Origin of the sequence: Cryobacterium sp. Y50 (genome assembly GCF_002929805.1) — a bacterium.
GTDB lineage: Bacteria > Actinomycetota > Actinomycetes > Actinomycetales > Microbacteriaceae > Cryobacterium.
The window spans coordinates 43,320-69,052 of the sequence record NZ_PJJM01000085.1 but is presented as its reverse complement, the minus strand read 5'-3'; the positions used below and the strand labels follow the sequence as shown (position 1 = coordinate 69,052).

At 59.3% G+C, this 25,733-nt stretch carries 23 protein-coding genes; 4 read left to right on the top strand and 19 right to left on the bottom strand.

From position 1 onward, the window contains the following. Positions 1–149: 149 nt before the first annotated feature. From pepD to CXY73_RS08415, 6 genes are all read right to left on the bottom strand, one after another. Positions 150–1,646 carry a beta-Ala-His dipeptidase gene (gene pepD / locus CXY73_RS08440; protein WP_104177441.1) on the bottom strand — a complete coding sequence of 499 codons (1,497 nt, stop codon included), beginning with the start codon at positions 1,644–1,646 and terminating at the stop codon, positions 150–152. Between the two features lie 19 nt (positions 1,647–1,665). Beyond that, the gene (locus tag CXY73_RS08435) at positions 1,666–2,673 is read right to left on the bottom strand and encodes an ABC transporter permease (protein WP_104134586.1); all 1,008 of its coding nucleotides are present in this window, start codon (positions 2,671–2,673) and stop codon (positions 1,666–1,668) included. Then, a complete protein-coding gene (locus CXY73_RS08430) occupies positions 2,673–4,199 on the bottom strand; it encodes a sugar ABC transporter ATP-binding protein (RefSeq protein WP_146071693.1) in 1,527 nt (508 codons plus the stop codon). The genes CXY73_RS08435 and CXY73_RS08430 overlap by 1 nt, the downstream gene beginning before the upstream one ends. Before the next feature lie 5 nt (positions 4,200–4,204). Continuing rightward, complete coding sequence (locus tag CXY73_RS08425; RefSeq protein WP_104134588.1) at positions 4,205–5,254, bottom strand: ABC transporter permease; 1,050 nt, start codon at positions 5,252–5,254, stop codon at positions 4,205–4,207. A 97-nt stretch (positions 5,255–5,351) separates the two neighbouring features. Next, a complete protein-coding gene (locus CXY73_RS08420) occupies positions 5,352–6,506 on the bottom strand; it encodes a sugar ABC transporter substrate-binding protein (RefSeq protein ID WP_104134589.1) in 1,155 nt (384 codons plus the stop codon). Between the two features lie 175 nt (positions 6,507–6,681). Beyond that, positions 6,682–7,917, bottom strand: coding sequence for an epoxide hydrolase family protein (locus tag CXY73_RS08415; protein WP_104177440.1), 1,236 nt, complete (start codon positions 7,915–7,917; stop codon positions 6,682–6,684). Positions 7,918–8,386: 469 nt separating this feature from the next. Here CXY73_RS08415 and CXY73_RS08410 point away from each other — a divergent pair, with 469 nt between their 5' ends. Next, positions 8,387–9,331: a 3-keto-5-aminohexanoate cleavage protein gene (locus tag CXY73_RS08410; RefSeq protein WP_104134591.1), complete on the top strand. Its 945-nt coding sequence runs from the start codon at positions 8,387–8,389 to the stop codon at positions 9,329–9,331. A gap of 58 nt (positions 9,332–9,389) precedes the next feature. On the opposite strand, the gene CXY73_RS08405 is transcribed toward CXY73_RS08410, so the two are convergent. After that, entirely contained in the window at positions 9,390–10,148 is a 759-nt protein-coding gene (locus tag CXY73_RS08405) for a hypothetical protein (protein ID WP_233198221.1), read from the bottom strand. A 155-nt stretch (positions 10,149–10,303) separates the two neighbouring features. On the opposite strand from CXY73_RS08405, the gene CXY73_RS22715 reads away from it, so the two are divergent. The 3 genes from CXY73_RS22715 to CXY73_RS08395 are packed head-to-tail and all read left to right on the top strand — an operon-like array spanning position 10,304 to position 11,880. Continuing rightward, complete coding sequence (locus CXY73_RS22715; protein WP_255411372.1) at positions 10,304–10,585, top strand: NUDIX domain-containing protein; 282 nt, start codon at positions 10,304–10,306, stop codon at positions 10,583–10,585. Between the two features lie 15 nt (positions 10,586–10,600). Then, positions 10,601–10,828 (top strand): hypothetical protein, encoded by a 228-nt coding sequence (locus tag CXY73_RS22710; protein WP_233198219.1) that lies wholly within the window; start codon positions 10,601–10,603, stop codon positions 10,826–10,828. Between the two features lie 8 nt (positions 10,829–10,836). Beyond that, positions 10,837–11,880 carry a sugar-binding transcriptional regulator gene (locus tag CXY73_RS08395; protein WP_146071692.1) on the top strand — a complete coding sequence of 348 codons (1,044 nt, stop codon included), beginning with the start codon at positions 10,837–10,839 and terminating at the stop codon, positions 11,878–11,880. Positions 11,881–11,936: 56 nt separating this feature from the next. Here CXY73_RS08395 and CXY73_RS08390 read toward each other — a convergent pair whose 3' ends face one another. From CXY73_RS08390 to CXY73_RS08335, 12 genes are all read right to left on the bottom strand, one after another. Continuing rightward, positions 11,937–12,608, bottom strand: coding sequence for a 2-oxo acid dehydrogenase subunit E2 (locus CXY73_RS08390; protein WP_104177437.1), 672 nt, complete (start codon positions 12,606–12,608; stop codon positions 11,937–11,939). Continuing rightward, complete coding sequence (locus tag CXY73_RS08385) at positions 12,608–13,477, bottom strand: class II fructose-bisphosphate aldolase (protein ID WP_104134595.1); 870 nt, start codon at positions 13,475–13,477, stop codon at positions 12,608–12,610. Before CXY73_RS08385 ends, CXY73_RS08390 begins: the two co-directional genes overlap by 1 nt. Positions 13,478–13,516: 39 nt before the next feature. Beyond that, positions 13,517–15,076 (bottom strand): glycerol kinase GlpK, encoded by a 1,560-nt coding sequence (locus CXY73_RS08380; RefSeq protein ID WP_104177436.1) that lies wholly within the window; start codon positions 15,074–15,076, stop codon positions 13,517–13,519. After that, complete coding sequence (gene glpD, locus CXY73_RS08375; protein ID WP_104134597.1) at positions 15,073–16,800, bottom strand: glycerol-3-phosphate dehydrogenase; 1,728 nt, start codon at positions 16,798–16,800, stop codon at positions 15,073–15,075. Before glpD ends, CXY73_RS08380 begins: the two co-directional genes overlap by 4 nt. Before the next feature lie 38 nt (positions 16,801–16,838). After that, positions 16,839–17,081, bottom strand: a complete 243-nt coding sequence (locus tag CXY73_RS08370) for a biotin/lipoyl-containing protein (RefSeq protein ID WP_092341282.1) — start codon at positions 17,079–17,081, stop codon at positions 16,839–16,841. 18 nt (positions 17,082–17,099) lie between these two features. Continuing rightward, a complete protein-coding gene (locus tag CXY73_RS08365; RefSeq protein WP_104134598.1) occupies positions 17,100–18,128 on the bottom strand; it encodes an alpha-ketoacid dehydrogenase subunit beta in 1,029 nt (342 codons plus the stop codon). Continuing rightward, positions 18,125–19,108 carry a thiamine pyrophosphate-dependent dehydrogenase E1 component subunit alpha gene (locus CXY73_RS08360; protein ID WP_199184216.1) on the bottom strand — a complete coding sequence of 328 codons (984 nt, stop codon included), beginning with the start codon at positions 19,106–19,108 and terminating at the stop codon, positions 18,125–18,127. The genes CXY73_RS08365 and CXY73_RS08360 overlap by 4 nt, the downstream gene beginning before the upstream one ends. A 74-nt stretch (positions 19,109–19,182) precedes the next feature. Next, on the bottom strand, positions 19,183–20,112 hold the full coding sequence (locus CXY73_RS08355; RefSeq protein WP_233198218.1) for an HAD-IIA family hydrolase: 930 nt from the start codon (positions 20,110–20,112) through the stop codon (positions 19,183–19,185). Beyond that, positions 20,109–21,614 carry an FGGY-family carbohydrate kinase gene (locus CXY73_RS08350; protein WP_104177435.1) on the bottom strand — a complete coding sequence of 502 codons (1,506 nt, stop codon included), beginning with the start codon at positions 21,612–21,614 and terminating at the stop codon, positions 20,109–20,111. The genes CXY73_RS08355 and CXY73_RS08350 overlap by 4 nt, the downstream gene beginning before the upstream one ends. Next, positions 21,611–23,053, bottom strand: coding sequence for an iron-containing alcohol dehydrogenase (locus CXY73_RS08345; protein WP_104177434.1), 1,443 nt, complete (start codon positions 23,051–23,053; stop codon positions 21,611–21,613). Before CXY73_RS08345 ends, CXY73_RS08350 begins: the two co-directional genes overlap by 4 nt. Beyond that, a complete protein-coding gene (locus CXY73_RS08340; protein ID WP_233198217.1) occupies positions 23,050–23,973 on the bottom strand; it encodes an ABC transporter permease in 924 nt (307 codons plus the stop codon). Before CXY73_RS08340 ends, CXY73_RS08345 begins: the two co-directional genes overlap by 4 nt. 117 nt (positions 23,974–24,090) lie before the next feature. Then, on the bottom strand, positions 24,091–25,701 hold the full coding sequence (locus tag CXY73_RS08335; protein WP_104134602.1) for a sugar ABC transporter ATP-binding protein: 1,611 nt from the start codon (positions 25,699–25,701) through the stop codon (positions 24,091–24,093). Between the last annotated feature and the right edge of the window lie 32 nt (positions 25,702–25,733).

Below are 25,733 nucleotides of genomic sequence, written 5' to 3'. Positions count from 1 at the left end.
ACGCGAAAAAATCGACCAATTAGACCGCATCAGTACGGCTGCCCTGACTGCGGCGCATAATTAGGCGAAGAAGATGTGAAGTCTGACGCGGGACTGAAAAAACTCACCAGCTTATATCCCGCCCCCTGTCCTTCCCGGAACGCTTCCGTTTATCCCAGTCGCGACACGACCGCCTTGATCAGCGGCCAGACGCGTTCCACAGACTTGTAGCTGACCCTCTCGGCGGAGGAATGCAGAGCTTGAAGCTCGGTGCCGATCGAGATGATATCGGCGACCGGCACCCGCCTGCTGAACATACCGAGCTCAAGAGAGCACTGCGACACCTCTACGTTGGGCTCCTTGCCGAGCACGTCACGGTAAGCCTCGGATGCCGTCGCCAAAAGTTGAGATTGCGGACGATACGGAAACTCTGGAGCGTCGAGGCCGTAGAGCTCGCACACGGCACCGCCGCCTGCGAGCGCTACGAGCGCCTGTACGCGTTCGATCAGCTCGTGCTTCCGCGAGGTGAGGGCCGACGTGACCGTCGACATCACACGTGCACCCTCAGGAGTCAGCCGAACCGTTCCGACGTTGTTCGACGTCTCGACGCGACCGGGGACGTGCAGATTCCAGCTGATCACCCCCTGGGGAATAAGACGCACAATGGACATCAGCCGGAGACCGGCGGCGCGCGAAAACGCAACATCCGGACGCTCTGCAGTCTTGAGCTCGACCCGAATCGCGGGGTCAGAAATCTGGTACTCACTCTTGAGTTCTACGTCAAGCTCGGCGATGAGAACCGCAATCGAATTCGTGTCCCTGTCGTTGAAGACGATAACAGCGGATGCATCGGCCGGGATAGCGCTATTTTGAGCGCCTCCGAAAGGGGCGGCAATGCGCAGGTCGTACGCGCCCGCCAGCTTGTGGATCGCGCGGGCCAGGACCTGCAGGGCGTTCGCCCGCTCGAACTGAATGTCGAATTCGCAGTGACCGCCATTGAGCCCGCGTACCTCGAGCGAGCGCGCACTGCCCAAGTCAACAGGCACTGGCTCAAACTCACCTGGGACATCAACGGTAAACGTCACGTCCCCACTGCACCCCGCGAGGATCTCCTCGTCCGTGATCCAGTTAAAATCGATCATCCGGCGCCCGGCGAGTTGCCCGACGTCAAACTGTCCGGCCCCCACCTTGCCCTTTTCCTCCATAGCGGTGAGGACTGCCTCCAGCGGTGGATGAGGAATATCCTTCGATTCCAGCAGCGCGAGAATGTAGGACACTCCGATTCCGTTGTCCGCCCCCAGAGACGTTCCCGCCGCCGAGATGTAGTCGCCGTCGACGATGAGGCTCAGCGGTTGGTTCACGAAGTCGAACTCGACACCTTCGGCTTTTTCGCAGACCATATCCAGATGGCCGTGCAGGATCAGCGGCGCTGCGTTCTCAAGGCCACCCTGACCGAGCTTGCGCACGAGTACACAGTGCAGGTCATCCTTCGTCGCCTCAAGTCCACACGAGCGCGCGAAATCTACAACCCAGTTGGCGATCTGCTCCTCATTACCCGAGCCTCGCGGGATGCTGGTGAGTACTTCGAAGAATCGGAACACCTCGCGGGGCTCGAGGTGTTTGAGCACGCCAGAGTTGGTCGCTTCCATGATGTTCGCAGCAGACATGTATGTTCCCTCTCGTTTGTTACTTGACAATGCTTGACTTGTTGCGCGACATGGTGAGGGCAACCACCGCGATGATGACCGCACCGTAGACCAAGCTCTGCGCCTGGGCCTCGATGCCGACTGCGGTCGTCGCGATGGGAACAAGGGCAACGGTCAGCGCTCCGAAGATCACCGTGAGCGGATTAACTACACCTCCGGAGATCGACGTTCCTCCAATCAGAGCTGCGGCAATGGCGGGAAGTAGCAGATCGCTGCCCAGGCCTGTGGGTGACGCGGACCCTGCCTGCGCGATGATCGCGATGCCAGCGAGTCCGGCGGCAAACCCGGAGAGCGCGAAGGCGAGCACCTTGAGCGAGCGCGTTCGCACCGCAGAGAAGATCGCGGCAGACTCGTTCTTTCCGATTGCCGTCATCCCTCGGCCGATGCGGGTGTACCGCAGAAGCGCCCAGAGAGCGACCGCAAGCAAGACGCCCATCCAGAACGTCATCGGCACATTGGCGATTCCGCTTTCGTACAACGAGCGAACGCTCTCCCCGTTGCTGGCCACGTAGACGGTCGTCCGGTTGCTGGCCACGAGCGCGGCTGCTTGGAAAATTCCCAGCGTGCCCAGTGTCAGCGCGAAGGACGGTACCTGTGCGTATGCCAGGATCAAACCGTTCACGGCTCCAAAAGCGGTGGTGGCAAGGAGCACGATCAGCGGAGACAGTCCGGCTACTGGCCCGAGCGTCAGCGCGAGAAGGATTGCTCCCAGCAGCCCAATCGCGGCATTCGACAGGTCGATCGACCCAACGTTGAGCACCATCGCCTGCCCGAGTGCCAGCAACAGGATAGGGGCCGACGACGACGCGATAATCGCGAGTCCTCCGCTCCCGATGAATGCTGGCGTGAGGATCGCAACGACGAGGAGGATCACAAGGAAGATGACGATCGGGCCAATCGCATGCCAGCCTCCGATGCGCTTCACGGCCTGCAACCGTCTGCGGGTAGGCACGGCGATCTTCGTTGTCTCGTTGTCAGTCTTGGTCATCACAGCATCCTTTCGAGCAGGTCCAGAGTGGCGGGATTATCGTGCCCAAGGTCGTAGACGCCTGAGATCCGTCCGTCTCGCATCACCACGATGTCGTCGGCAATATCTAGCGCCTCTTCGATCGTGTCGGGAATGAGGATGACCGCGGTTCCGTCATCGCATACCGATCGGATCTGCGCTTTGACTGTCTCGCCCGCGCCCGGGTCGAGGCCTCGGAGCGGGTGGTCAAGCACGAGCGCCTTCAGCTGCGAAGAGTTCAACCACTTGGCGAGGACGACCTTCTGCTGGTTGCCGCCAGAAAAGTCCTGCAGCATGTGCTCTGGCTCTCGAGGCCGGATGTCCAGCTTCTCAAACCACATACGTGCCAAAGCCAGCCTGCGTCGGGGAAGCTCGAACGGCCCGATGACGGCGGAACCTGGATGCGTGAGTGCGATGTTTTGATCGGCCGGCATTTCCCCGACCATTCCCTCCGTCTTGCGCTCCGCGGGAACATATCCCACGCCAAGGGCGACGGCCTTCTTGATGGACAAGTGGCGCCCGGAGTAACCCGCGATCGAGATGGATCCGGAATCGAAGCTTTCTGCCCCGAAGATCGCTCGCGCTACAGACTCACGGCCGGAGCCGCTGGTACCCAGAATGGCCAGGATGCGGCCCGGGTAGGCGTTGATCGACACGTCCGCATAGGCGCCTGCCTTGGTGATGTCGTGAATCGAGATGACCGGGCTGCTCGCCGGCTCAATACTTCGCCGACTTTGAACAGCAGCGTGCGTCTCCCGACCGACCATGAGTCGAAATAGTTCATCTTCGGTCACGTCATCGACTCGCCGGTCGGCAATCAACTCGCCATCGCGCATGACTACGACGCGATCGCAGATACGCATGACCTCGTCGAGTCGGTGCGAGACGAAGATTACCGAACCAATGTTGCGAAGCTTGGAAATTTCCCTCTCTAGAATTTCGGTCTCCGTCCTCTCCAGAATCGCGGTCGGTTCGTCGAGGATTACGAGAGGAGTCGTGTCGCTGGAGGCACTGACCCGGATCGCCCGTGCGATCTCCACCATCTGGCGGTCAACGAACGACAGGTCACTCACTCGCGTCCTCGGATTCAAGTGCGATCCGATGAGGTCGAGTGCCTTGGCCGCGTCCGCGTAGAGGCGTCGCCAGTTGTATAGCCCCAACCGGTTGATCCCGCCACGGCCGATTGGAGTATTGACTTCGATGTTTTCGGCGACGGTGAGGTTTGTGAACAGTGATTGCTCCTGGTGTACGACACCGATCCCCGCCCGCAAGGCATCGGCTGGTCCACGAAACTGGACTTCTCGTCCGTTTACGGCGATTGTTCCTTCATCGTGCCGATAGTTGCCCGAAAGGATTTTCAATAGCGTGGACTTGCCAGCGCCGTTCTCTCCAATAAGTCCGATAACCTCACCGGATCGGATGCTGAGGGACACACCGCGAACGGCATGATTCGATCCAAAGCTTTTGGAGACGGCGTCCAGGTGAAGCACTGCGGGAGTTGTGGTCATGTCGATCACTTTGCTACCCGTAATCTGTCGCGCTGCGACCACGCTGCGAACACGATTGCTGCGACCAGGATCACTCCCGTGACCGCCGACTGATAACTCGACTCGACACCGGAGAGGATGAGTCCGTTGTTGAGGATTGTCAGCAGGAACACGCCCAGCACTGTGCGCAAAATTCCACCTTTTCCGCCGCCGAGGTGCGTACCTCCGATGACAACAGCAGGGATGACGATGAAGAGCACACCAGAACCGACAGTGGGCGAACCGATGTCGAGTTGGACAGTGGCAAGGATTCCGCCGAGGCCACTGAGCACAGCGGCAATGGCGAAGACGGCGACCTTGACGCGGAAAGCGGGAAGGCCCGCCGAGCGCACGATCGTCTCGCTGTTTCCAATGGCGAGAGTTACCCGGCCGATCCGGGTACTGCGTAGAACAAGTATGCCGAGGCCAATAACGAGCAGCGCCACCCAGAACGAGTTAGGCAGCCCTAAAGTAATGCGCGAAGTCCAGCCGCTGAGCGCCTCGTCCTCGAGGCGAGGGAGAAGGTCGGTCCCGTAGAGCATTGTGGCGATTCCGAGCCCGATATACCACATTCCCAGCGTGACGATAAATGATGGGACCTTCAGCGCGGTGAAAATGAGGCCGCTGGCGACACCCAGCACGAGGGCCACGCCGAGCGCGATGACCCAAGCCCATGGTCCCAGGTCCGCTCCTCCGCGCGAATTGGCGCTAAGGAGGATCCAAGTCATTCCGGTCGCCCCCATGACCCCCTCCACGGACAGGTCGATGGATCCGAGAAGGATGACCAGAGTCGCCCCCACGGCAACGATCAAGGGGATAGCCGACTGGGTGAGCACGTTCTGAAGGTTGGACGCCGTCAGAAAGCGCTCGTTAAACAGGGAAAAGACACCGATAAGGACGACCAGCGCCGCGAGTAGACTCAACGGTTCGGCTAGACCCCGGAACCGGGCGCGCCGCTCGATGCCAGATTCGCGGATCCTGATTGCGGTGGTGTTCATGCCGCCCGCGACCTGTTCCGCTAAAACTTTGTGAACCATGAGAATTCTCCTCGCAGATACCGATCACATAATGGTTATGCGCCTGTTCCCGGCCCCCGTCTGATCGACGAGGGCCGGGAACAGGCTGGCCGTAATGCTACGGCGTGGGCAGAACCTCGGGTCCACCGCCGCCGACAAGGGTCGCCGGCTCGGTGTCCCACGGGCCGTTTGCGATGAGATCGTCAACGAAATTATCTGCAGCATCAGCACCGTCGTACTGAAGGTAGTCGCCAAGAGTGTCGGGCGTTACGCACTTGATGTCAAAGAAGCTCGTGCGCTTGTCCTTGGGTAGTTCGGACGGGACGATCTCTCCGGTCGCGGCAAGGTAGGCCGTGTACAGACCGATGGCGGAGGCCATGTAGCCGCGGTGGAAGGTTTCCCCGACAATGGCGTTGTTGCCGTAGCCCTCCTTCATCATTTTCACCGTGTCGGGGTAAAGGCCGTCGGAGGCGAACTTGACCTTGTCCAGCAAACCCGCATCCTCGAAGGCCTGGATCGCGCCGAGCTGCATGCCGTCATCGGCGCTCCAGACGCCATTGATCTGATCTCCGTACTTCGCGATCAGGTCCTTTGAATTCTGGTTAGCAAGCTGCGGATCCCAGTTCGAAGCCTGCTTCTCGAGAATTTTGATGTCAGGGTAGTTCTCACGCATCTCAGCCTCGAAGCCGGCGACACGCGTCGCACTGGTCGTGCTGTCCTCAACGCCGGGGAACATGATTACGTTGCCCTTACCTCCCAGCGAGTCGCCGATTGCCTTAGCGTTGCAGCGGCCTGAATCCACACCAGCGTGCTTCTGGAAGGCCACAAAGTTGTCGCCCGAGTCCCAGGGCTCGAAGTTGTCCGGTTTGTTCCACCAGATCGATACGAAGCCACCGGCACGCTTCACGGCGTCGACGATCGTCGGAGTGTCCGAGCTCGCTACGGTGTTGACGAACATCACGACCTTCTTGCCCTGCGCCAAGATCGCCTGGATCTTTGAGATTTCAGTCTGCGACGACCCCTGTGAATCGATGATCTCGAGCGGAATGTCAAGTTTTTTGGAGAGAGCCTTAGCCCCCTCAATGTTGGCGATGAAGTAAGGGTTGGTGGTGTTGATCACGGATGCAACGAGGACCAGGTCCTCCTTGGCAATCGGCCCAGAGGAAGCCGTGTCGGCTCCACCTGCGGTCGACGTGCACCCGGCGAGTGCGAGCGCAGCAACAGCCGCGAAGGCGGCGAGGCGGATCACGCCGCGTTTGTTTCTGAGAGACATCTTTGACTCCTTTGTCGTGGGTAAGGCCTAGATTCAGGTGTTGTGCATTTTTATTCAACAAATCAATAATGATTCATTGCGATACTAAGGGTCGTTTCGCGTGCACGCAAGAGAATTTTGACAGACAGCCCACACGTGACCGTTTCGTTACGATGTGGCGCCCGAAGATCCTGCGTCAGCGCAGAGTTCGGAAGAAATCACGGACGTCCGCCACGTAGATATCGGGTTCTTCAAGAGGAGCGAAGTGACCACCGCTGCTATGGACCCGGTACTGCTGCAGGTTAAAGTACTTCTCCGTCCAGGTTTTCGGCGGCTTGTAAATCTCGCCCGGGTATATCGAAACCGCGGTCGGTACTCCCACGACCGGAAACCGATTATGACTCGGCGTCCACGGGTTCCCCCGGCATTCCCAGTAGTACCGGGAGGAGGTCCCGCCCGTTCCCGTGAGAAAGTACACCGCGGCGGTCGTAATCAAGTCTTCCTTTGGCCAAACACGCTCGAATAATTCTGTGCCGCTGCCACGCTCTGCGAGGCCCCAGAAGTACCGCTTCTCGGTGATCCATGCCAGCTGCGCTGCAGGTGAGTCGGCGACGAGCGCCGCGAGCGTCTGTGGCTTCGTCAGCTGAAGCTCCCCGTAGCCGCTCTCATTCTCGACGAACAACTTGCCCCGATCGAACCAGCCGGATTCGTCATCGGAGTATTCGCTTGCCGCTGGCAATCCCAAAGCAGAGTCGTACGCCACGCCCTCGGGCTGATCTGGATGATCTGCGAGATAATGCGACATCTGCGCTGGAAAGTGCGTATAGACACCGATGACGTCGGATTCGTACTTGTGTCCGTGCTGTTGTGCGATCAACGCTCCCCAATCCCCCCCCGCGGTGGCGTAGCGGTCGTATCCAAGAATCTGCTTCATCAGGACGTTCTCGAGATCGGCGGTCTTCCAGAAATTCCATCCCGTCTCCGTTAGCGGGGAGGAAAACCCATAGCCGGGCAGGGAGATTAGAACCACGTCAAACGAATCAGACTCCAAGCCGCCGAACTTCACCGGGTCCGTAAGAGGCCCTATGATCTTGCGCACGTCCCAGAAAGTCCAGGGCCAGCCATGGTGGAGAAGCAGCGGCTTCGGGTTTGGCCCCTTGCCGCGTACATGGATGAAGTGCAGCGGGACACCCATCACGTTGACCTTGAAGTGCGGGAGTTCATTCATCTGGCGCTCTACTGCGCGCCAGTCGTACTCATTGATCCAGTAGTCGATGAGGGTGCGATGGTACTCGGTATTGTAGCCATAGCGCCAGTCTTCGTTCCCAAAGTCTTGAGGGAATCGTGTTCGTTTCAGCCTCTGGATCATGTCGTCAAGATCTGCGTCGGGGATGCGGATCTCGTACGGACGAACATCAAACGAATTCGACAACTTAGAACCTCCTAGTTCTGCGTCGCACCAGCAAAGTATGTTTTTATTCAATAACTGCGTGTATATTCATTTTATATCCCAACCGGGATATATCTGTCAACGAATAGTGCTCGGTACGAAAAATCAGCGTGTTGCGCCGTCTGGTGGAATCGGTTGACATCTCAGCCGATGACGCCGATCGAGGCGCGAACTGTTGGAAGGTTTTTTGAACAAACACAACTTGAACGGGGATGCCCGCGGAAGCGCCCATCAGCGATGTCGCTGACGGTGCCCAGTTCCAATCGCGTTCGCGTTTCATGTGTGTTGCACACTCTGACTGGAAAACACTACGTCCGTCCGGCACTCGTTTGAAGGCTTCTTGATTTGCAGTCGGGCGAATGTCTGCGGACTGGGTCCAAATTCATTGTTCGGTTTTGCCGAAGCACTACATCGCTGCAGATGAAGTCATCGTGAGAAAGAGAAGTGAACCATGGGCACTGCCCTCGACAAGTATGCGGACATGAAGCCGAACTGGGACTACCCGGTGATTATCGAGTCTCACATCAATGGGATCCGTACGAAAGAAATGAACCCCAACACCCCAATTTCCTATGACGAGATTGCGGAAGAAGCGATTCGGTGCTGGGAAGCCGGAGCCGGTGCGATCCATGCCCACAACACCAGTTTCGACCTCATGGGCGAAGACGCCTTCAAGGACTACATGCGCACCTGGGACAAGGTGCTGCACAAGCACCCCAACATCACCTGGTACCCCACGACCTGTAACAACCTGCGCCTCAAAGGGGACGAGAACGGTCTCCAACACATTCCTTTCCTGGTCGAGAAGGCGAACGTTCGGATTGCCTGTGTCGACACTGGGCTGACGCTGTTCGCTACAGAAGCGGATGCCGAGGGATACCTCGCGGGCCCAGAATTCGGGTTCAACTACGAACGCGTTGGCAGCCAAATCAGGATGTTGCGTGAGCAAGGCACCCCCATGGTCTTCGGCGTCTACGAACCCGGGCACCTTCGCCACGCCATGCACTACGTCAACAAAGGGCTCTCCACGCCGGGCTCCATGTGGGATTTTTACCTCATCGGGGACTACGGTCTCACTGCTACAGATCCCATCGGAACGAACGGCATGAAACCGAGTCTTGAGAGCCTGTACTACTACCTATGGATGATCGAAGAAGCGAAAGTCAAACATCCCTGGTACATCTCGATCTGGGGTCAGGGAGCACTCGACGACACCTCGATCCTCCGCAGGGCAATCGAGCTCGGAGGCCACATCAAAACCGGACTGGAATTGTTCTATGATCCGGCTCGAAATCCGACGAACTTAGAGCTGCTTCAGCAGGCCCAGGAAATCGCGCGAGAAGTCGGCCGGCCCATAGCGACCCCGGACGAGGCGAGAGCCCTGTACAACATTTAATGATGCGCAACTGACGGAAATACTTCGCGGAGTCCTCTGCGCTCAAAAGCAAGCGGTCTTACGTACCCGCATCGTCAATTTGAGTTAAATGCGGGAACGCCCATTCGGCGTGTCGTTGTTGGAGCCCGCTCACGAGCTCGCGCACGATTTCGTCGAGTGTTCCTTGCGCCCCCTCGCCACGCACGCTCCCCAAACTCGCTGGCGACCACTCAAGCTTCATTGCACCGTAGACAGCGTCCACGACTGGCCGCAGGCGCTCGGGTGTTTCCAGCACGAGGCAAGCGGTCAAAAGTCTGGCCCGCCGCATGGCCCGTTGAGCGATTCCAACGACCTTCACCTGCCCACGCGCGTTGACGCTGTGGTCACCCGCGCAGTATTCCCCCACGACTGGACCTACTCGAGCGTCCAGGCCGAGGTCACCCAGTACATCCCGGAAACAACCAGCTCCAGCCTCAAAGGCCGCTATGTGATTATTGTAGAACTCCAAGGGCGCCATGAGATCGATAATCAGGCACGTCTGGTCGTACGCCACTGCTCGTCCTCCCGCGAGGCGGATCACTGGGTCAAAGCCGAAGCTACGAGCGGCCGCCGAGGCTTCGGCGAATTCAGGCATCAGGCTCTCACGTCGGCTGAATGCCACGGTAGGAAGTGGGCGATAGGCCCTGATTCGAGCGTGCGCGTTGACGTCCAGTTGCATCTCGCGCAGCGCGCGCAAGGATTCATCGATGTCTTCTTGCGCTGTGCTGCCGATCCGGCCCAGAGATAACTTCGGCATGCGAGCGGGCACCGGCTGATTCGCCTCGGTCATGACGCGCAAGACTCAAATTCTGAATTCAGAAACAGGGAATCGCTCGATTGTCTAGTCAGCTGGCGGATGTGCATGAGCACCACGAGGTACGTTCCACCAAGACCGACTTGGAGGAGCTGGTGTGGGATATATGATCCGACGAGGTCATATATGGCGATACGATCTTGACCCGGCGCTATCTCTCTCATCGCGGTGCGGTTGTGATCGTGGCCCTGGGCGAGGACGATCGTGTCCTCCTGATTCGGCAGTATCGCCATCCCATACGGGCATGTGAATGGGAGCTGCCAGCTGGCATTCTCGATGCTGCTAACGGAGACTCTACAGCGGCCGCCCGGAGAGAATTGTTGGAAGAAACTGGACTTGCCGCCACGAGTTGGGAACTGCTGCTGGATTTCTTCCCCACGCCAGGCGGCAGCAACGAAGCAATCCGAGTCTTTCTTGCATGAAAACTGTCGGCAGAAGTGTCCGATTTTCTTCCTACTGCGGAGGAAGTGAATATCAAACTGCGCTGGGTGCCACTCGAAGATGTTGTCACGTCGATTCTTGACCGAAAAACGCAGAACGGAACCCTTGCCGGCGCAATCTTGGCTGCCTTCGCGGCCAAAACGCGAGGCTGGACGAACGCGACAAGTGCGAACACGCCGTGGGATCGCCATCCGTCGGCCTCCTTGCCCGGTGAATTAGATTAATCTAAGTATTGAGCCTAGATCGATATGTATATTCTTGCAAGCGGCGAATCTTGATACACTTGCGTTACTTATTGATAGGAGGGGTCGTGGCTGCTGATTTGGAACTGCGCCGATTCATGACAAAAGTGGCGCGCATGTACTACACGCACGGCATTCGTCAGATCGAGATCGCGTCAAGCTTGGGCATATCGCAGGCGCGCGTCTCCCGGCTTCTTCAAGCAGCCGAGCAAGCGAAGATTGTCCGAACGATTGTCGTCATCCCGGAGGGTCTACACGCGGAGATCGAAGAGGATCTTCAGGCTCGCTATGGGTTGTCCCAAGTTCACGTCGTGGAGGCGCTGGATCCGAGCGATGAGGCCGGCATCAACCGCGACCTCGGTGAGGCCGCCGCGCTCATCCTTGGGGCAATGCAACTGTCGGGGAAAACTATTGGTTTTACTTCGTGGAGCCGGTCCCTGCGTTCGCTCGTGGCTGCCCTCGAACCGTCGAAGAAAAGGTCCGACGCCACTCGCATCGTTGAGATGCTTGGGGACGTCGGCCCGCCACAGCTGCAGCATGATTCCACCCAATCCACCCAGCGATTTGCCGACCTCGTCGGAGGAACGCCCCTATTCATCCGCGCTCCCGGGGTTCTGTCTTCTGCGGAAGTGCGTGACGCGATGATGAACTACGACGTGCACACTCGCGAAGCGATCGCGGCGCTGGACGAGCTGAACGTGGCCCTTGTCGGTATCGGCACCTGCAATATCGATGCGCCTCTGGAACCGGGCGGTAACTTTTTCACGGTAGAACAGTTCGAAATGGTCAAGTCACTTGGCGCCGTCGGACAGATCAACCTGAGATTCATCGACGCGGAGGGAATCCCGATCGAGAGCGAGCTCGATTCCCTGGTGATCGGCGTAACCTTGGCACAGTTGCCCGCTCATGGCGGACGATTTGCCGTCGCTGGCGGAAGGTCAAAATACGAGGCTGTGCGCGCGGCCCTGCGCGGTCATTGGATCGACACCCTTGTCACGGATATGGAAACGGCAGAGCGACTACTGCGAGAGTGATGCCAAGTGAGCGGCGGCCCGCACTGCGAGCCCCCGCCGACATTGCATGCACGTTGTTATACCGGAGCTTCCAGTTTAGATTTCAACGCAGAAAGAAACTCGGCCGCAATCGCTCCATCCAGGGCACGATGATCCGATGTCAGAGTTAATTCGGCGATGGGCCGCCAACCCCCACCATCCTCAGTCCAGACATTTCGGCGGATCGTGGCTCCAACCGCCAGGATCGCAGCCTGGGGCGCATTAACGATGGCATCGAAGCGGGTCACGCCGAGCATGCCGAGATTCGAAATCGTGAAGGTCCCTCCAGTAATGTCGTCGCGCCCCAACCCGCCGGAACGCGCACGACCGACGATGTCGCGCCTGCGCTCAGCGATCTCGTCAAGATCCAATTGATCGGCGTTATGAATAATCGGTACTGTCAGACCCTTCTCTGTGGCGACCGCTATTCCGACGTGAGCTCGTTGGAAAGATACGACCGCTTCTCCGTCGACGTGAACATTTACCGCCGGCACAACGGTCAGAGCATGGGCGGTTGCGAGAACAAGCACGTCAGTCACGGTCGCCCCCGGCACGACGACCTTGGCACGCGATGCCTCCGTCATGTCGACCTCCACCGTGAGGTGGAACACGGGCGCTTCCCACGCCGTGACCATGCGCCGTGCCGCGGTTCGACGTATGCCCTTCAATTCGGTTCTCTGGCCTTCGTCGAGATCGAGTGGTTGCGTCATCACGCCCGCGCTTCGGTCAAAACGGCGGTCGTCGAGACACCGGCACACCCGTACTCGCGCATCTTTGCGATCGTCGCCTCGATCATCTGGCGCTTTCCTTCAGACATGGCGTCTTCGAGCTGGCGGTCACCCTGGGCCCAGGTCTCTTCAATACCGCGGCGAAAGGCATGGCGGAGATCGGTATCGGCGTTCAGCTTGTGCACACCAGCCGCGATCGCGGCTCTGATATCCGACGCCGGCACTCCCGAAGCACCGTGCAGAACGAGGGGAACGCCCGTGACATCGCGAATGCGCTGGATTCGTTCGATGTCCAGGGGCAGAGGATCACCGGATGTGATGCCGTGCATCACACCTGCCGAGATCGCCAGGAAATCGACACCGGTTTCTGCCACGAATCTTTCGGCTTCGTCGACGTTGGTGTAGTGCGCTGACCAGTCAATCCCGTTGGATGCATCGGGGATACTGCCCAGTTCTGCTTCCACCGGGACGCCGAATGAATGCGCTACCTGAACGACGTAACGCGTAGTTTTCAAATTTTCTTCGAACGGTAAGTGGGAGCCATCGAACATGATCGAGTCAAATCCGAGGCGCAAGGCTTCGAAGACCTCCTCGTACGTACCGTGGTCGAGGTGAATGACCGCATCCGCTTTTGAACCATCGAGTTCACGACGAGTCATGCGGTAGGCCGCCTCGAGGCCCATATGAGGAACGATCGCCCGCCCAACCTGCAGGAAAACTGGTGATTGAGCGCGATTTGACGCTTCGATCAGCGCTTGCGCGGTCTCGGAGTTGTGCATATTGAAACCACCGACTGCATAGCCCCCTGCTCGGGCTCGGGCAACGTAGTTTTCGGCTGTCTTCGTGGTCATGATGATCCTCTCGGTTGGTTCAGTTTTTCGACCAACACGTCAGTGTTCGGCCAGTATCGGGACGGAATCTGAGACCCTCCCTTTAGTCGGGTGAGGCGGTGCCGGCTGCATCATGCGCGCGGATCGTACGGCGGCCTGCCAACCGCCGTAAAGCTGGTCGCGTCGGTCTCTACTCATGCGGGGCTCGAATACTCGCTCCGCGCGCCACGTTTCGCGCACAAGATCTTGCGCGTTCCACAGACCCACCTCTGCTCCGGCAATATAGGCAACTCCGAGAGCGGTGCGCTCGAGGCCCTCCGGCCGAACGACCGGCAGGCCGAGAATGTCTGCTTGGAACTGGCACAGAAAGTTATTGCAGACCGCTTTTCCATCTACCTTGAGCGATGTCACGTTCATGCCGCCGGCGCGCAGGGCATCAAGGTTGTCGCGCGTTTGATAGGCCATAGCTTCCAGCGCCGCGCGAACAATTTGGTCGATGCCTGTGTCAAGAGTCAACCCAAAAATCGATGCACGGACGTTCTTGTCCCAGTATGGGTCGCAGAGACCGGCGAAAGCGGGAACAAAATAGACGCCCTGAGTGTCCGTGACACGTTCTGCGATTCGCTCCATCTCCGCAACGGATCCGACTGCCCGCATCTTGTCTCGCAACCAATGAAGCGTCTGCCCACTGTGGAATACCACCCCTTCGACCTCATAGGAAGTGAGCCCAGGAATGTTCATCGCCACACTGGTAGTCATTCCGGTCAGGAGCAGTGGGCTACGGCCAACATTTGCGACGAGCACGCCAGCGGTTCCAAACGTGTTCTTGACTGATCCCTCGTCGAAACATCCCTGCCCAAAGAGCCCAGCTTGTTGATCAGCGATGATCGCATGGATGGGTATGTAATGGCCGACGCCGCCGGGCAAAATGCTGGGGTCAAGGAAGCCGAAGTGCGAATTGGAAGCGCGAACCTCGGGGAGTAGCTCCCGCGGGATTCCGTATACGTCGCAGAGCCTCTCGTCCCACACGAGATCGTCAATGTTGAGCAATGCCGTCCGCGACGCCGATGTCGCATCGGTGACGTGCTCTCGACCGCCAGTGAGGTTCCAGACAAGCCAGGTGTCGACTGTTCCGGCAGCGTAGGCGCCCGTGCCTGCCAGCGCTTTGAGTCCTTGGACATTTTCGAGGAACCAGGCCAGTTTTGGCGCTGAAAAAAACGAGTCGTTTCGCAGGCCGGTATGCGTTCGGATCTCCGCGTCGAGCCCCATGTCTGACCAGCGCTGCACGATCTCATCGGTCTGATGAGAAGACCACATGATCGCGTTGTGTACGGGGATGGAATTGGATCGGTTCCAGATCAGACAGGTCTCCCGGTGAGTTGTCACCCCGACCGTTGCGATATCGCGCGCCGTCAGCCCCGACCGATCCATTACCTCGTCGATTGCTGCCCGCATCGCAGTCCACAGCTGGGCCGGGTCAAGCTCGACCCAGCCGTGGTTGGGAAAAAGGGGCGTGAGCGAATTTGATGCCTCGGCGACGATCCGCCCGTCCGTATCGACGAGTACCGCCCTCGCGCTGCTCGATCCTTCGTCGAGCGCGAGAACATAGCGGCCTGTCATAGGTCTGCCCGGCCGCTCTGGAGACCGACGTCGTCGACGGTCAACTCGCTTTCCCGTGCATCGGATGTCGCACGACCCGGAATTTGCGCTGTGGGTCGGCCGGGGACTGCTAGGTGGCCGAGCCACTCGACGTAGCCGTCGATCTCATTCTGGATACGGTCTTCAGCCCAGCCGTTGTTTGCCGCCATGATCTCCGCGATCCGTTCGGCGCCCTGAATACCGTGATCCGGTTCAAACGCCAGTAAAAGACGTCGGGCCATAACGTCCGTGAGAGTTCGGGCAAATTCTTCATTGATGGCGAAGACCACTTCAGCGGCCAGAGCCCCTGACTTCTCGTCGACGATCTCAGCAAGACTGGCATCGTTACTCACGAGAGCCACTATGTTCGCTGCCCGTACTCCGTACAGAGCGAGGAGGCGCTTCGCCACTGACGTTGGCAGAGCACCGTTCGCAATGAACGCCTTCGAGAATGCATCGTAGTTTGCGACTCGCGCACCAGGAAGGGGACTGGTCAGAGTAATTGTTTTGATCTTCTTGGCCCCAAGGCTGCGAAGCGCCAAGTCGACGGCGTCCTCAGAGAGCTGTCGGAACGTCGTGAGCTTGCCGCCGATAACAGAGAAGAGGCCTTCGACACCGTCTTCAGCGTGGTCGTGGATGATGTGACTGCGCGGAATCTTCCATTCGGGCACACCCGGTGCGTACGGCAATGGTCGCACTCCGCTGTACGTGTAAAGAACATCGTCGGTGCTGAGTTTCGCACCTGGCACGAGAGTGTTGACCTCGTTGAGTAGGTAGTCAATCTCCGATTGTTCCGCGCGAGCCGAGTCCGGTTCCTCGTTGTAGAGGTTGTCGGTGCACCCGATGAGATATCTCTTCATCCACGGTATGACGAGGACCAGACGGCCATCCGCCTGCGACTCGTAGTACACGACGTCGCGAGGCGCCCCGGGGAACGGGGCTACTACAATATGGCTGCCTTTGGAGCCGCCGATGAATCGGGGTGAATTGACTCCCCCAAAGCCAGCCAGCAAGCGGTCGACCCACGGGCCTGCGGCGTTCATGACCACGCGTCCGTGCACGGAATGACGTTCTCCCGTGATGGAATCGGTGTACTCGACGCCGGTCACATGAGAGTCGGACTTCAGCAGCCCATCGACTCGGGAGTGGGTGACGATGTCGGCCCCGTCACTCTTTGCTGCTACCGCGAGTTCGACACAAAGGCGCTCAGCGTATTCAACCTGTCCGTCGATAAAAACTGCGGAACCTGTGAGTCCGGCCGGCTCCATCCCGGTGAAGCGGGACAGCACCGCGCGCTTCGTCAGAATGCTGTGATTGGGTTGCTTCTTGTCCCACGAGAGTACGTCGTAGGCGATCATGCCGAGGCGAATCAACCACGACGGCCGCTTGTTGCGGGCGTAGAAGGGCATGAGAAGCGGTACAGGCTTCACGAGGTGCGGTGCGAGCGTGAAGAGACGCTCGCGCTCTTTCAGGGATTCGCGAACCAGGGCGAAGTCCTTATGCTCCAGGTATCGGAGACCACCATGAATGAGTCGCCCCGACCACGCGGACACACCGCTGCAAATGTCTTCCTGATCGATGACAATGGTTCGCAAGCCTCGCGCAGCAGCGTCGCGCGCTATGCCGAGTCCATTAATTCCGGCACCCACGACGACGAGGTCATAGGGTGCGCGGGTGTCCCCGGCGTTCACTAAAGATGCGCTCATGGCTCCTCCTGCTTCGTTGTTTTCGTTGAGGCTCGCGTTTAGTCGGTTTCGATCACAGCGAGAATGGTGCGGACCTCGACTGAGGCACCTTCCTCAACCAAGATCTCAACCAGGGTTCCCGTGGCAGGTGACTCGAGGGTTTCCTCAACCTTCTCCGCCTCAACCTCCGCCAGGGGTTCGTCTTCATCGACGTGATCGCCCACCTTCTTGAGCCACTCGACGATTGCCCCTTCGCTCATTCCCATTCCCCACTGGGGCAGCAATACATCTATACGCGCCATCTGATTCCTCTTTCGTTATTAAACTGCGGCTGCGACCGGCTGAAGCGCCGGCAGGTCGACGACGCGCCGGATGGCGGCCGCAATGGTGGCCTTCGTCGGGTACATCTGCTTTTCGAGCGAGGGGCTAAAGGGAATTTGCATATCCGGTGCCGTAACACGAATGATCGGGGCTTTCAGGGAATCAAAGATTTCTTCCGCGACGAGCGCACTGATCTCTGCCGCTGCACCGCAGGTGCGGTGCGCCGGCTCGGCTACGACCAAGCGACCCGTCTTCGCCACCGACCGTAAAATGGCACCACGGTCGAGCGGAACGAGCGTTCGTGGATCAATGACCTCGACGGACACGCCTTCCTTTGCGAGTTCTTCCGCTGCAGCAACAGCCTCCGGCACTGAGCTTGAGATGGCTACGACGGTGACATCTGTTCCTACTCGCGCCGTGCGTGCCACGCCAAGTGGAATCCAAAACTCGTTCTCGTCTACGTCCTCCTTCGTGCTCCACAGGAGGCAGGCCTCGAAGCTGAGAATTGGATCGTCCGAATCGACCGCGGAGCGGAGCAGCCCTTTTGCGTCTGCGGGTGTGGCGGGGGCGATGATTTTTAGTCCAGGGACGTTCATGAACATCGGATATGGACGGTCCGAGTGGTGCGCGCCGGTGTTCAGTCCATAGAACATGGCAGAGCGGAAGACCACGGGCATCGAGGCCTGGCCGCCGAACATGTACCGGTTTTTCGCCACCTGATTCACGAACTGGTCCATAGCCATGTAGAGGAAGCTCGAGTAGGAGAGGTCGACTATCGGGCGCAACCCGGTCATCGCAGCACCAGCGGCCGCGCCGACAATGCCCTCCTCAGAGATCGGGGTGTTGCGAATGCGGTTCCTGCCGTACCGCTGCAGAAAATCACCCTTGTCACTGCGGGATTTCCCGCCGCCGGTAGTGCCATAGACATTCGCTTCTACGTCTTCGCCGATGATGATGACGCGCTCGTCGGCGTCCATGGCCTCGCGCTGGGCTGCGCCAATAGCACCCAAATAGCTCATCACAGTCATGCTGCGGACTCCTTGTCGCTGTAGAGGTCGTCGAAGGCGACCGAAAGATCGGGGTAGGGACTCGCGTCTGAGAATGCGACAGCCGCGTCGACCTCGGCGAGCGCAGTAGCTTGGAGACCATCAAGCTCATCGTCAGAAAATCCCTGCGATGCCAAATAGTGGCGAAAGAGCATAATCGGATCTTTTTTCAACCAGGCCTCGCGCTCATCGGCGTTTCGGTAATCCGTGCCTAATCTCAGCCCTTCAGAGTGTTCGTTGTACCGGTAGGTCATTACCTCCACCAGTGTGGGGCCGTCCCCGGCGCGCGCCCGTGCTACTGCTGCGGAGACCGCGTCGTAGACAGCCAGAACATCTTGTCCTTCTTCAACTCTGATTCCGGGCATCCCGAAGCCAGCGGCACGTTCGGAAATGATGCCCGATGTCACGGTGTGTGCCGGGGTGCTCAGCGCGTACTGGTTGTTTTCGCACAGAAAGATCATCGGGAGTTCCCACACGCCGGCCATGTTCATCGACTCGTAGAGGACACCCTGATTTGCTGCTCCATCGCCGAAGAAGGCGAGCGCTACTTTGCCGTTGTTCAACACCTTCGACGAGAGTGCTGCTCCATTGGCGATCGGGATCGAGGACCCCACGATGCCGGACTCGCCGAGGCTTCCCACCGCGAAGTCAGCGAGGTGCAGCGAGCCGCCCTTGCCTTTACAGACGCCCGTCGCCTTACCTACGAGTTCCGCCATGAGCGGGCCGAGCGGTGAGCCTTTTCCGATGGGGTGCCCGTGGCTTCGGTGGTTTCCACTCATGTAATCACCGGAGCCAAGGGCCATAGTGGCGCCCACGACCTGGGCTTCTTGCCCGATGCTGGTATGAACGGTGCCGGGAATGTGGCCTCGTTTCACCATCTTGGATGCGCGCTCATCGAACGCTCGGATTCTCAACATTCGCAGCTGCATTTCACGCAGGGTATCGCGTGCCAGTTCGGCCATTGGGAACCACCTTTCTCTTGACGTCTTCGTCTGCATTCACGACTGAATATTCATTCGCGTTATGAAACTCTATGCTACGCATTTCTGAGCCCCACTGCAAGCGATTCCGATGGGACATCAGACCAACCGAGTTGATGCCGTACAGCCGCCGGAATGACATGGTCCACTCGGTCAAGAATGTAGGTGGGCTGATCCGCTGCAGCAGTGCTCGCCACCGAGTCAAGGTCGGCGTCTCCAGTGAGCACGAGCGCAGAGTCCATCCCGGCATCCACAGCCATTTTCACGTCCGTGTAGAGCCGATCGCCCGTCATGAGGCATTGCTGCGGCCGTAGCCCGAGAGCTGCCATCACTGTTTCGAGCATGATCACGCTAGGCTTGCCGGCGTTCGCGACGCAGGCCGCACCGGTGCACGCCTCGATCGCCGCCACAATCGCCGCCGCATCTGGCTCACCGCGACCGCCAGGAAACGGGCAATAGCGATCAAGGTTGGTAGCCACCAGGATCGCATCCCGCTTCCACAAGGAATCGAATGCTATTTGAAGCTTGGAATAGTCAAACCCTCGGTCATAGCTCGCCAAGACGATATCTATCTTGTCGGGGTTAGACGACGTAGGGATGCCCGCATCCCGCAGGGCCGTAATCAGCGGTTGCTCAGCGATCGGGTAAACGATTTTGCCGGGGTGTTCGCGACTGAGCCAGGCGACCATGCTCACCACTGAGTTGACAACCTCCTCTGGCGTGACCTGAATGCCGAGTTTCGTGAGCTTGGATACATACATTGTCCGGTCGAGCGTTGGGTTATTTGAGAGAAACACCACCCGACGTTTCATCTGGCGGAGGTGTTCAAGGAGCTGGAACGCTCCGGGAAGTAACTCCTCGCCCAGGTAAATGGTGCCGTCCAGGTCGAACAGGTAAGCGTCGTAGACCCGTTCTGGTAGTGCCCGCGCTGCAGTGTCCCCCGTCGGCGGCCCGGACTCTTCGCGGGTCGTGATCGATTCACTCACGCCATCACTTCGATCCGGTCATGGAAAAAGGAGCGGAACGCGGGGTAGATCGCCGCATACCGGTGGTATAGGCCTTCGTAGGCGTCTGCCGCGGTCTGGTCCGGTTCATATCGGAGATCGGTGGCACTCATCGCCTCGGCGGCGTGGCGAATGCTGGGAAATAGCCCGGCCCCGAAGGCCGCGAGCATGCCAGCGCCCAGACAAGTTGTTTCTCTCTGGCGGGACAATACGACCGGCCGACCCAAAACATCCGCGAGAATCTGACACCAGAGCGGACTCTGCGACCCACCGCCCATGGCCACGAATTCTTCCACGGTGTCCCCCGTCGCCTGCTCAACCTGGTCTTGACTCACCCTCAGTTCAAATGCAACGCCCTCTAGTACTGCGCGGTAGATGTGCGCACGACGGTGCACGCCCTGAAGGCCCACCATGATGCCGCGGGCCTCATGGTCCCAGTACGGTGTGAGCGCTCCGTTCCAGTAAGGAACTATAAAAAGGCCGTCACTGCCACGGGGTACAACCGACGCTTCGGACTCAAGGGTCGCCTCGACCCCGCCGCGAAACTCCTCCGAGGAATGAGTGAACGTATCGATAAACCAGGAGATCATGTAAGTGCCTGCCCCCACGAACGTCTCGTACGCGAAGCTGCCCGGAATCGTACCCAGCATCGCTCGATACGCCCGGTCGGGCTGGTAGTGAGAGGAATACGTTCCGGAGATGAGGCCTGTACCGATATTGAGATACGCTCGCCCGGGCGCCGCGACCCCCGCGCCGAGGCCGGCGCACTGTCCGTCACCGGCTCCCGCAACGATGAGCGTGCCAGGGAGCAGGCCAAGAAGCTCGGCGGCATCGATCGTGAGGCCCCCAATCACCTCTCCGGGAAAGTGCAGGGCCGACAGTTGAGAGCGGTCGAGACGGAGGTGAGTCAGAACGGCTGCATCGTAATCGCCGGTTCGAATGCCGACGAGGCCGGTGGGGTCCATGCTTGCCGTCGAGGTTGCCCAGAGGCCGGTCATGCGGTGCACCAGATAGCCATGCACCTCGACGACGTGCGCCGTACGACGCAATACATCCGGTTCATGCTCGGCCAGCCAAAGCAATTTGTAGTACGAAACGGTCGTGTTCGGCGGCTTCCCTGTGCGGGTGTGCACATCGGCCGAACCAAACTGGTCCACCTGCTCACCGGCCCTGGAATCGAGCCAAAGCATCGCGGGTCGCACGGCTTCGCCGTCATCGTCGAGGCACACGAAACTCTCGCGCTGGTGGGTTACGGTCAGGGATACAACACGGTTGACGTCGAGGCCTTCGATGGCACTGCGCACCGCGCTTTGCATAGCTGTCCACCACTGGCGGGGATCTTGTTCGCCGCGCCCCGGCGCGGGGATACTCAAGTCAAGCTCGGCCCGCCCACTGGCAACCTCGGTGCCATCCGTGTTCCAGACACTCGCTTTCGCGCCGGTGGTCGAGCAGTCCACTGCGATGACCACGCGATCATCGCTCATGACGTCGGCTCACTCTCCGCCTGAAAGGCTTGTTCGATCACCACGTCCACGTCGGCCGGCGTCCACCAACCAAGGAGGAAGAGCAGGTCGATAACCGTGAAGCGGTCACGCATGAAAAGACAGTTTGCGACAGCCCACCGCCAGATTTCCGGGGTAACCCAGTCGTCAAGGTCGCCGGGCGTGGTCGGCGAGCCGGCAGCGAGCAGACCTGCAGAAAGCGACGCGGGCGCGGGGACCGTGGCGGCGATGGCGACACCATCTGAGACCGCACTGACGACGAGTCTCTTCATACGCTCGGGATCGGCGTTCCACGCTTTGATTTTGCGGACGTAATCCAACCAGCATTCTTCACCTCGACGGCCGGTCGCGTCGCACACATCGAACGCTCGCTTCACGTACTGTTCGAGATCGCCTACTGCGGGGAAACGTAGGGCGAACTCACCCTCGGCGACCCGGCGGCGTAATAGGTCCCACGCCGCGGATGCAACCTGAGTCGCAACCCCAACCTGCGCCCCGTGAAGGCCGATGGGCAGGCTGTGAGCGGCTGCATACATGTCCAGCATGTGCGAAACGACGTGCTCAACACCGGAGAGGCACGCCGTGGTACCTGCAATTCCAGTGCCCATTCCGCGCACGGCGAGCATTCGGGTGAGGTCAAGCACGGCTCCAGGAGCACCCTCGGCGAGCCCCGCGGCCCAGGTGGCGGGATCGCCAGCAAACTCGAGTAGGAAATCCCGCGGAGTAAGCCGAAAACTGTCGTCGAAGCCCAGGCGGTTGGCGAGTTCCCAGTCGGCAGGAGCGGTGTACAGCGAGAGCACCTCACCAAAACCGGCAGTGTTCATGGCAACGGGTGCGTCTGCGATCGTCGTCGTGTCGGCGAGCACGACATCGGGCCACCGGGACGGGATAGTGCGCTTCACCCCGTTGCGCAAGACCACCGAGACGTTGTCTGTGAATCCGTCGACGGATGCTGCGGTCTGCACGATCACGAGCGGGATTCCGCCTTGGCGGTCGGTGGCCACCTTTCCAATGTCCGAAATAGTTCCGCCACCGATCGCGACGGCGCAGTCGAAACCTTCAATGGCGGCCGTCGCAGTTTCAAGCGCGTCTTCGTCGGCGTGTAGCTGTCCCGCATGGCCGAGCACGACAGTCACAACCGCGAAGGTCTCAGCAAGAAGCTCGCACAGTTGCTGCTTGAGGTCGCGGCCGTCGCGCAGGATGGTCGTCTCGTCGACCAGCACTACGACTCGACGCAGCCCCTCCGGTGCGCTGGCTACTAAGCCTTCCACCGCCGGGACCAAGCCGAAGCTTGCTTCGGGCGAGATTACCAGTGAGCGGATGCCGAGCGGCACCAGTTCGACCGCGTCGTGTGTTGCGGCGATGACCGCGCGGATCGCGTCGAGGTCGGTGGGATCGGTGATTGTGGCGAATGCATTCATGTGTGTCTTCTACTCGACTTTCGGTCAGTGAGTACCGCGGCGGCGATAACTGCGCCGATAACCACTGGCTGGAGGTTAGCGGAGACGTTCAGCAACGACATTCCGTTGTTCAGGACTCCAATGATCAGGAGGCCGACGAACGTGCCAAGAAGGCTGCCGGAGCCGCCAGAGAGGCTGGCACCGCCGATGACCACTACGGCGATAACGTTCAAGAGGTCAGCAGCGCCGGCGGTGGGCTGAGCGGAGTCCAGTCGTGATGTGACCAGGAGACCGGCTACTGCGGCTAGTATTCCTGCGATCGTGTACACCAAAATTTTGGCGCGGCGCACGGGAAGTCCGGACAGGCGGGCCACTTCCTCGTTTCCGCCGATCGCATAGAGCGCGCGGCCCGACGGCCTGAACTTGAGCCAGAATGCTGCAATGGCGAATATCGCGACGAGAATGACGCCCTCGATTGGAATGCCGAGAATGCTCGTAGCTGTGATCGCAATAAACCAGTCGGGGAACCCCGTTATTGGGTTGCCATTCGTGATGAACAGCGCGAGCCCGGCCGCTGCCGACATGGTAGCCAGCGTTGCGATGAACGGTTGCAGTTTGCCATAGGCGGTGAGGATGCCGTTGAGGAGGCCGACGAGAGCGCCCACAGCCAGGCCAGCCAGGAGAGCGACCTCAAAAGGCCACCCGACCATTTTGTAGATCGCGGCCATGGACATCGAGCTGAGTGCCAGTACGGAGCCAACAGACAGGTCTATTCCTCCTAGGAGGATGATCAGTAGCGCTCCGACCGACATGACGCCGACGGCTGAGACTTGGCTAAGGATGTTGAGCAGATTGCGAGGCGTCAGGAAGTACGGGGACAGAAATGAAAGAGCGACGAATATCACGATCAGGCCGATCAGGGGACCCGGAATCTGACTCATTATCTGTCGGACTCGACTCGTGTTGCCAGACGCAGCAGACCACGGCGGGATATCACTGTGCGCAGGCTTAGAGTCTGGCCGAGACGGGGTAACGTAGTGCTCGACTATGGCCATGGTTCAGTTCTCCTGAGTGCTGATCGGCGTTTGGAACTCTTCTTCGCCATCAATCGGCGACTCGAGTGGGGATTCTTTCGGCACGTTGCTGAGTGCCAGGGCCATAACTGCTTCCGGTGTCGCGTCCGCGCGGTCGAGAATCGCGCGCTGGAGGCCACCAGACATCACGAGCACGCGGTGCGACAGGCCGAGCACTTCTTCGAGTTCTGACGAAACGACGATGACGCCGACTCCGGTTTCGGCGAGAGCTCTGATGGTCTCGTAGATTGTCATTTTCGCTCCGACGTCGACCCCCCTGGTGGGCTCGTCCAGGATGAGGATTTTGGGCTCGTTCACGAGCCACTTCGCCAGCAGCACTTTCTGCTGATTTCCTCCGGAGAGAGAGCCAACGGGAATGTCTAGGCGTCCCCGAATGTCAAGGAAATCTCGCAGCTTGTTCGCGGTGGCCGTCACCTTCTTCTTGGTGATAATTCCGGCGAAGCTCAGCTCTTTCTCCCACGGAAGGGTGATGTTTTCGGCACCGGTGCGGTCTAGGTTGAGTCCCTGGCCCTTCCGATCCTCGGGAACCATCGCGATCCCAGCGTCAATGCCCGACCGTGGGTTTCTGATCTGGACGATCTCTCCGTGCACCGTGATCTCTCCAGCGTCGGCCTGGTCTGCTCCGGCGATAGTTCGAACGACCTCGGTGCGGCCAGCTCCCACAAGACCAGCGAAACCAAAAATTTCACCGCGACGAACCTCGAAGTCAATGCCCGCAAATACTCCGGTCTTGCTTAATCCTGTGACAGAGAGAGCGATCTCGTCGGTAGCGGGCTTTGGTGCCCGGTGGGAAAAGACGAAGTCGCGGCCAACCATTGCCTTGACCATTTCGTCTTTCGAAATCTCATCGGCTGGCCAATTTCCCACCAACGCGCCGTCCCTGAGGCACACGATCATGTCCGCGACTTCTTTGATCTCTTCGAGGCGATGGGAGATGTACACGATTCCTACGCCACGTTGTCTCAACGCTGCGATTTGGGCGAAAACGTGCTGAGTTTCGGACTGCCCCAGTGAGGCCGAGGGCTCATCGAAAATGATGTATTTCGGTTCGCGGGAGAGGGCGCGTGCGATCTCGATTTCCTGCTGCGCCGCGATGGAAAGTCCTACAACGAGACGGCGAGGGTCAGTCTCAGAACCGACGAGCTCGAGGTATTCCCTCGCTTCGTCGTTAATGCGATTGCGATCGATCACTCCGCGGCGACGAGGTAGGCGCCCAATAAAGATGTTTTCCGCCACCGACAGCTCCGGAACCATACGAATCTCTTGATGAATAAGCGCGACGCCATTCTTTAATGCGTCTGAAGGCCGAGCTGGTTCGTAAGGAACGCCGTCAATGGTCATCGAGCCGCCATTGGCCTCAACTATGCCCGCGATAATCGACGACGTTGTCGACTTTCCGGCCCCGTTCTCGCCGATGAGTCCAATGACGCTTCCGGGCCGGAGCGTAATGTCAACGCCCTTGAGCACTGGAATCCCCCAGTAACTTTTGGAAAGCCCCACGCAGATGAGACCCGCAGAATCTACGCTCGCCGGGCCGTCGTAAGTTGTTTGTGCAAGTGTTTGTACCACTGTCATCCATTCATGGTGATCGGAATAGAACCGGTGGG